The 260-nt window shown below is 65.0% G+C and carries 1 protein-coding gene; it reads left to right on the top strand.

Going from position 1 to position 260, the window contains the following annotated elements; all coding sequences use genetic code 11:
* Position 1 precedes the first annotated feature (1 nt).
* The coding region (locus SB771_RS35365; RefSeq protein WP_410722087.1) for an ATPase at positions 2-260 on the top strand (259 nt) is incomplete at its 3' end.

The raw sequence follows: 260 nt of genomic DNA, 5'->3' as shown, positions 1-260 counted from the left end.
CATCGGGCGGCTGATCGAGATCAATCAGCGCCATCACGAAGCACGCGTGGCGCTCGAAGAGCAACTCGCACAACTTCAAGCGCAATGCGAAGCCACGCGCACGGAACTCGAGCAGGTGCGCGAAGAGCGTAACGCGCTGCAGGCCGAACGCGATGGGCTGTCGGCGAAGATCGACGACGCACAGGTGCGCCTGAACGCGATCCTCGAAAAGCTGCCGCGCGCACGCGCCGGCGCCGATCGCGACAATCAGCTCGACCTGC

The sequence above is a fragment of the Burkholderia sp. SIMBA_051 genome (assembly GCF_046534915.1).
Classification (GTDB): domain Bacteria; phylum Pseudomonadota; class Gammaproteobacteria; order Burkholderiales; family Burkholderiaceae; genus Burkholderia; species Burkholderia ambifaria.
This window is presented reverse-complemented; position numbering and strand designations above follow the sequence as displayed.